4 protein-coding genes are annotated in these 7,701 nt (G+C 38.5%); 2 read left to right on the top strand and 2 right to left on the bottom strand.

Features of this window, described 5'->3' with window-relative positions:
- Positions 1-187 precede the first annotated feature (187 nt).
- A complete protein-coding gene (locus B3P17_RS12705; protein ID WP_252638533.1) occupies positions 188-1,333 on the bottom strand; it encodes an acyltransferase family protein in 1,146 nt (381 codons plus the stop codon).
- 210 nt (positions 1,334-1,543) lie between these two features.
- Between B3P17_RS12705 and B3P17_RS12700 the strand changes: the two genes are divergently transcribed.
- Both B3P17_RS12700 and B3P17_RS12695 read left to right on the top strand, forming a co-directional pair.
- Positions 1,544-3,601 carry an acetate--CoA ligase family protein gene (locus B3P17_RS12700; protein ID WP_291105731.1) on the top strand — a complete coding sequence of 686 codons (2,058 nt, stop codon included), beginning with the start codon at positions 1,544-1,546 and terminating at the stop codon, positions 3,599-3,601.
- Between the two features lie 247 nt (positions 3,602-3,848).
- Positions 3,849-5,159 carry a solute carrier family 23 protein gene (locus B3P17_RS12695; RefSeq protein ID WP_252638531.1) on the top strand — a complete coding sequence of 437 codons (1,311 nt, stop codon included), beginning with the start codon at positions 3,849-3,851 and terminating at the stop codon, positions 5,157-5,159.
- A 63-nt stretch (positions 5,160-5,222) separates the two neighbouring features.
- On the opposite strand, the gene B3P17_RS12690 is transcribed toward B3P17_RS12695, so the two are convergent.
- Positions 5,223-7,694 carry a bifunctional UDP-N-acetylmuramoyl-tripeptide:D-alanyl-D-alanine ligase/alanine racemase gene (locus B3P17_RS12690; RefSeq protein WP_252638530.1) on the bottom strand — a complete coding sequence of 824 codons (2,472 nt, stop codon included), beginning with the start codon at positions 7,692-7,694 and terminating at the stop codon, positions 5,223-5,225.
- Positions 7,695-7,701: the final 7 nt, after the last annotated feature.

Below are 7,701 nucleotides of genomic sequence, written 5' to 3'. Positions count from 1 at the left end.
TTGTTAAACATATTTTTTTTAAACCTTTTTTTGAAATTTGAGGGGGAAATGACACAAGAACTCAATCTGAGTCGACCAATCAAGCAAATAGAAAAAAAGTAAAACGATCAGAAAAATACCCGCTAAAGAAAAAACAAACTACAGAAATTCTACTTTGCCGATAGAGATAACAAGAACAAATAAAGATTTAGACATTGCTTTTTTGTTTTAGAAATCGATTTGCTAAATATTTCCGAACCGGCGTATCGTAAAATTTCAAGCAGATATAAGCTAAAGCAATACTTCCGACAAGAACTCCGGCTGCACCGGGTAATGATTCCTGGAATGTGAGATTCTCATTCTTCACCCAAGCATAATATAGATATATAAAAGGGTAATGAACCATATATAAGGGATAAGAAATATCTCCTAAGAATCGGCATACGCAAATTGTGTATTTATCGGTCGTTTGCCCCGAAGCTCCTAAATAGACAAGTAGCGGAAAAAACACAACGCAACACAGAGTGTCATATACTCCATTCATCCATAAATGTTCTGCTCCACCGATACGTGGCACAGCTAAAAGGGCAACGATAACAAAACTACACATCCAAAAGGCACCTTTTACATTCTTGGCTGGTTTAAAAATACGAGAAAGCAGCAAACCTGCAGAGAAAGAAAACAACAATCTGAACGATCCTCCCATAAATTCAGCTCCGGTTAATGAATATCCAACACATATATCCCCTAAAGGACCTAATATCGCAAATGCCGCCAAGCAACATCCGGTAACAAAAACAAGTAGAGCAAGAATCTTTGTCGAAAACCTGCGAATAAATAAAACATGAAGAATATTACCTATATATTCAAAGAATAAAGACCAACTAGGTCCATTGAGCGGAAACATTTCGCCCAAACCGCGCACCTCTGTTGCTGTAGTAGCAGGAATCAATAGTGCATTTAATAATGTAGCGATAAGCAAAGCAGCAACACTCACCTTGGATACATCCCACACTGAACAGTCTTGAAGGTAGAACATGATCGCACCTATAACGGCTCCCATTACAACCATTGGATGCAATCGTATAATTCGGCGTTTAATAAAATCTTTTGCTTTCATTGTTCCCCAACGACCATCATAAGCATAGCCTATAACAAAGCCTGACAGTATAAAGAAAAAATCGACAGCTAAATATCCGTGATTGATACGTTGGTCTAAATGGCTGGTGGCAAAAGCTTCAAATATATGAAAACATACAACCATGATAGCGGCGACTCCGCGCAGCCCATCCAGTATATTGTAATGTGGTTTTGTGTCTGCAAATGCAGCCATAGAGATTTGCGTTTTCAGCATAATTTAAGATTCTTATATTTTGGTGTATTCTGGCATTTCAAAAAATAAAACTTACAAAATAAGCAAATTTTACAGAGACTTTAATAATTAACTTATTGAAGGAATAATATTTTTGGGATAATAAAACATGTTTTATATTATAAAAATAGATTCCTTAGCTATGATATTATTTCATTATTTTTGTGCAAAATAACACTCAAAACCAGTTTTATGTCTTATAACCAATTAATAAACCCCAAAAGCATTGTCATAGTCGGCGCTTCTGATAACATTTTGAAACCGGGAGGGAGTGTTTTGCATAATATTATAAATGGAACATTCGAAAAAGAGCTATATATTGTAAATTCGAAAGGTGGTATCATACAAGGCATTAAAGCCTATACCAAGGTTGAAGATATCCCTCAAGCTGATCTTGCCATTATATTTATACCTGCCAACCAATGCATAGAGACTGTAGACTATTTGGCAAATAAAAAGGGAGTGAAAGCTTTTATTGTATTTTCGGCCGGATTTAGCGAAGAGTCTGAAGAGGGTGCTATCAGAGAAAAACAACTTATAGAAATCGTAAACAAAGCGGGAGCTATCATGATCGGCCCTAATTGTTCAGGTTTCTTTAATACGAATCATCAAAGCATTTTCACTCGTCCTATACCGAGCCTCGATACGAATGGAGTAGATATAATTTCCAGCTCGGGAGGAACAATTACTTATATCATTGAGTCTGCTATGCGTATTGGGCTGAGATTTAACTCAGCGTGGTCAATAGGAAATGCTGCTCAGATAGGAATTGAAGATATATTGGAATATTTAGATAAAGAATTTGATCCGGAAACCAGTCCGAAAATAAAACTTCTCTATTTAGAAAAAATTAGTAACCCCGATAGGTTTCTTCTTCATTCGTCTTCCCTCATCAATAAGGGGTGCAAAATAGCTGCCATAAAATCGGGCAGTTCCACATCCGGCAGTCGCGCAGCATCTTCTCATACGGGAGCAATAGCGAGTTCTGACTCAGCCGTTGAAGCCCTGTTCAGAAAAGCGGGAATTATACGTTGCTACTCGCGCGAAGAACTTGCGAACGTTGCAGCAGTATTGACATTAAAGAAAATAAACGGACGAAATCTGGCTATAATTACTCAAGCAGGTGGTCCTGCCGTAATATTAACAGACGCTCTATCAAAAGGGAATATTGATGTTCCAGAACTGGATAAAGACTTGGCTGCCGAACTAAAGAAGCATCTCCTTCCGGGAGCCGCAGTATCTAATCCTATAGATATTATAGGAACAGGAACAGGCGAACACATGGCTACATGTATCGATTTTTGCGAAACATACTTTAAAGAAATAAATGGTATAGCCGTTATATACGGAAACCCCGGAGTAAGCAATGTAGCCGAAGCCTATAATATGCTGGATAAAAAAATAAAGACCAGCAAACTACCGATATACCCGATATTGCCATCGGTGATAGCTGCGTCGGAAGAAATGGAAACCTTTGTAAAGAAAGGACATGTCAATTTTACAGATGAATATGCTTTGGCAAATGCTCTCTCTAAAGTTGTTTCCTGGACTCCTCCATCGGTAGGCAAAATAGAAGATATATCTGTTGACATACCCCGTATAAGAACTATTATCAGCAACTCTGCTGACGGATATATAGATAGTGAAACGGTTAGGCAATTGTTTGATGCCGCAGGTATTCCACAAGTACAAGAAATAGTGACAGCCAACAGAGATGAAGCTATCGTTTTTGCCGACAAAATCGGATACCCGATTGTTGCAAAGTGCGTAGGTCCTATTCATAAATCGGATGTAGGAGGGGTTGTATTGAATATACATTCAGCAAACCATTTATCAATCGAGTTTGACCGTTTGATGAAAATCACCGATGCCACAGCCGTCATGGTACAGCCGATGCTATCGGGGCAAGAACTATTTATCGGTGCAAAATATGAACCTACATACGGTCACATTGTTTTGTGTGGACTGGGTGGAATTTTTGTAGAAATACTGAAAGACGTAGCATCGGGTCTTGCACCCTTAAGTTTTGATGAAGCTTCTTCGATGGTACAATCGCTAAAAGCATATAAAATAATAAAGGGGACACGTGGACAAAAAGGCTTAAACGAAAAGTTATTTGTAGAAATCATTGTACGCTTATCGGTTATGCTCAGGTTTGCTCCGGAAATAAAAGAAATGGACATCAACCCGCTTTTGGCTAACGAAGAGAGAGTTATAGCCGTGGATGCAAGAATCAGAATAGAAAAATAGCATTGATTATTTATAGTGAAAAAAGCAGTATCGGCAAAAGTATATCTTGGCTGGTATTGCTTTTTTTTGAAAAATCTTTTTATGAAGTACTTTATTATATTTCAGAAATATACTACCTTTATTGCCGACAAAATCTATAGGTATGAAAACGAAGAATTTTGAATAAATAGTAAATATAAAATATAAAGCCGGACATTTCGTTCTCGGCTTTTTTTATGTGCAACAGACAAATATCAAACGCTCAAAAATGAAAGAAGAAAAGAAAATTGTTTTAGGTATTTCAGAAAAGCCTAAACCCGCCCAATGGCTATTATTGAGTATCCAACATCTATTTGCCATGTTCGGAGCAACCGTACTTGTTCCTGCACTCACCGGAATGAGCCCTGCTGTAGCTCTTATCTCGAGTGGTATCGGTACATTGGTATTTATAGCCATCACAAAAGGCAAAGTCCCTTCTTATCTGGGATCATCATTTGCTTTTATCAATCCCATCATAGCTGTAAAAGCTTTGGAACTCGATCCTTCGTCGGGTGTAGGTATGGGAAGTTTCCTTGTGGGTAGTTTCCTTGTGGGGGTTACCTATTCGGTAGTTGCACTTATTATAAACAGAGCCGGTACACAGTGGCTGATGAAGTTGCTTCCTCCTGTGGTAGTAGGACCTGTGATTATGGTTATCGGACTTGGACTTGCCGCTACAGCCGTTAACATGGCTACTAACAATCCTGCAGGAGATTATGACCTTACTTATGTACTCATCGGTTTAGTAACTCTTACCATAACAATTCTTACGGCCATTTTCACTCGCGGATTTCTTAGTGTTATTCCTGTACTGGTAGGTATAATTGGCGGGTATGTATTTTCTATTATCTTAGGAGTTGTAGATGTGCAACACGTAGTTGAAGCAAACTGGATCGAAATGCCTTCTTTCTCCATCCCATTTGTTCATTATACACCTTCTTTCACATGGAGAGTATTCTTAATGATGGTTCCTGTTGCTATAGTTCCTATTGCTGAGCATATCGGGCATCAGCTTGTTTTGAGTAAAGTTGTTAGCAAAGACCTGATCAAAGACCCGGGACTAGATCGTTCTATGCTGGGTGATGGTGTAGCCACTATGATAGCTGCCACATTAGGAGGACCACCGAATACTACTTATGGAGAAAATATCGGAGTATTAGCGATAACTCGCGCTTTCAGTATTTATTTGTTTGTAGGTGCAGCAATCTTTGCTATTATGTTTGGTTTCTGTGGTAAGATATCCGCTTTGCTATCTACTATCCCTACTCCGGTAATGGGTGGAGTTTCTATCCTCTTGTTCGGTATAATAGCCTCCAGCGGGCTACGCATGCTTGTGGAAAACAAAGTAGACTTTAGCCGTAAGCGCAACCTTATTATATCTTCCGTTATCCTTGTTATTGGTATCGGGGGAGCAGCAATACATATCGGCAAAGTATTTTCGTTGGAAGGAATGGCGCTGGCTTCTATAATTGGGGTTGTACTTAATCAAGTATTGCCGGGCAAGCAGGTTGTAGATTTTGATGAAATGTTTAAAGAGTAATAAACAATTACATATATATAATAATAAAGGNNCCTTTATTATTATATATATGCTTAACGAAACTTATTCTTTATAATAAATATGTTTTACCCTGCTAGAAATAGACGTTAGTATCTCATAAGGGATTGTATTTATTTCTTTAGCCAAATCTACGACAGATGGATTTTCCCCAAAGATGACTACCGAGTCTCCTTCTTTCACATCTACTCCCGTAACATCGATCATTGATAAATCCATACAAATATTTCCAACAATAGGCACCATGTGTCCATTGACCAATACCTTACCAACTCCATTGCCAAACTGACGACTAAGCCCGTCGGCATATCCGATACGGATAGTTGCTATTGTGGCATCTTTATCGAAATGGCCTTTACGCCCATAACCAACAGTTTCTCCGGCCTTGATATATTTGATTTGTAGAATGGTGGTCTTCAAGGTACATACGTTACGTAGTCCGTTTAAACCACTTGCACTTACTCCATAAAGACTTATACCCAGCCTCACCATATCCATTTGCTCGTTGGGGAAACGTTCTATCCCTGCCGAATTAAGAATATGCTTCATCACCGGATAATGGCAACTCTCCTCTATTGCATGTGTTATTTTCTTAAAGGTTTTAATCTGATCTACTGTAAAATCATCGAAGTTCCAACTTTCACTTGCAGCTAAATGAGAGAAGACAGATTGGATACGTACTCCTGTTTGCGACTTAATACGCTCCATCAATTCAGGAATATCTTCTTCTGTAAATCCCAACCGATGCATCCCTGTATCTATTTTTATATGTATCGGATAATTTGTAATTCCCTGCAATTTGGCTTCCTTTATAAAAGCATCCAATATTCTGAAATTATACACTTCGGGTTCGAGTGCATACATCGCCAACTCTTCAAATCCCCCTACTTCGGAGTTGAGAACAATAATAGGAACTTTTATTCCTTGTTTCCTTAAGAATACGCCTTCTTCTGCAACTGCAACAGCCAGATAATCGCACTTATGATACTGCAATGTTTTTGCTACCTCTGTCGCTCCTGTACCATAACCATCGGCCTTAACCATACATACCATTTTGGTTTTAGGGTTCAGCCTTGATCTATAAAAGTTATAATTGTGAACGATTGCATCTAAATCTATATCGAGCACTGTTTCGTGCGTTTTCACCTCCAGTAGTTTATTTATACTCTCGAATGAGAAACTACGTGCCCCTTTCAGCAAAATAAACATATCATGGAAATCGCTCCATATATTCGAATGGATAAAATCATTGGTCGTATTGAAGAAATGCATTTCGCCATTCTTAAACAATTCCTTATATGTGGAGATTTCTTTACCGATACCGATAAGCACATCTATTTTTTTATTCAACACCAGATTCGATGCCAAATAATACAGTTCTTTAGGTACTAACCCCGACTGTGGAATATCTGATATTATAAGCACCTTTCTCTTTTGGCTATCCGTTGCCCTTTGAGCCAAAAAGTCAAGAGCAATTCCCAAGGAGTTTATATCAGAATTGTATGTATCATTTATCAGTATTGTATTATTTTTCCCTTGACGTACATCAAGACGCATTGCAACAGGCTCGAGACCGGCCATACGTTGATTAATATCAGGTAAAGACAAGTGCAAATAAATGGCAGTAGCCAATACATGGATAGCATTTTCGATAGCTGCATTATCAGCAAAAGGAATCGTAAACTGAGAGGCCATTCCCAGAATAGAATAATGAATGGTCGTACAATTTCCGAGCTTCTCAACTTTCATTATATGCAATGGACTTTTGTTAGATCCCTTGCGAGACCATGTCAGACGTTTGTGAGAAAGACAGGCTATCTCCATACATTCGTCTACAAGCTCATTCTCTTCTTCACAAATAATGACATCACAGTTTATAAAAAGCTCCAGTTTCTCGAGACATTTTTGTTTCATAGATTTGAAACCTTCCTGATGAGCCTGTCCGATATTGGTAAAAACACCAATAGTAGGATTTATAATCGCCTCGAGCTTTGCCATCTCCTCAGGTTGAGATACCCCTGCCTCGAATATGCCCAACTGTGTATGGCTATTCATTTGCCAAACAGAAAGAGGTACACCAATTTGAGAATTATAGCTCCGAGGAGAATGCGTAATATTAAAATCATGATGAAGGACTTGATAAAGCCACTCCTTCACCACTGTTTTACCGTTGCTTCCTGTAATACCAATAACAGGCACATTAAACTGATTGCGATGATATGCGGCTAGACGTTGAAGAGCAAATAGCGTATTTACCACTACAAGAAAGTTTGCATCTTCATATTCTTCCCACTCGGGTTGTAAATCAGATACTACAAAGTTACGAACGCCCAGCTCATAAAGCTCGGAGATATACCGATGTCCATCATTATTCTTAGTCTTAAGGGCAAAGAATAATGTTTCGTCGGGAAAAAAGACCTGACGGCTGTCAGTAAGTAGAATACTAATGGCAGTTTCGTTCAGATCGGTTGGCATAGCATCAATTATCTTAGCTACCTGATATATAGAATATTTCATTCTTCTT

The organism is Dysgonomonas sp. UBA7630, from assembly GCF_002483985.1.
GTDB lineage: Bacteria > Bacteroidota > Bacteroidia > Bacteroidales > Dysgonomonadaceae > Dysgonomonas.
This window is presented reverse-complemented; position numbering and strand designations above follow the sequence as displayed.

What these genes read in the sequence shown, in the direction of transcription:
- B3P17_RS12705 (WP_252638533.1), bottom strand. Translation starts at nt 1,333, where the DNA reads ATGCTGAAAACGCAAATCTCTATGGCTGCATTTGCAGACACAAAACCA.
- B3P17_RS12700 (WP_291105731.1), top strand. Translation starts at nt 1,544, where the DNA reads ATGTCTTATAACCAATTAATAAACCCCAAAAGCATTGTCATAGTCGGC.
- B3P17_RS12695 (WP_252638531.1), top strand. Translation starts at nt 3,849, where the DNA reads ATGAAAGAAGAAAAGAAAATTGTTTTAGGTATTTCAGAAAAGCCTAAA.
- B3P17_RS12690 (WP_252638530.1), bottom strand. Translation starts at nt 7,694, where the DNA reads ATGAAATATTCTATATATCAGGTAGCTAAGATAATTGATGCTATGCCA.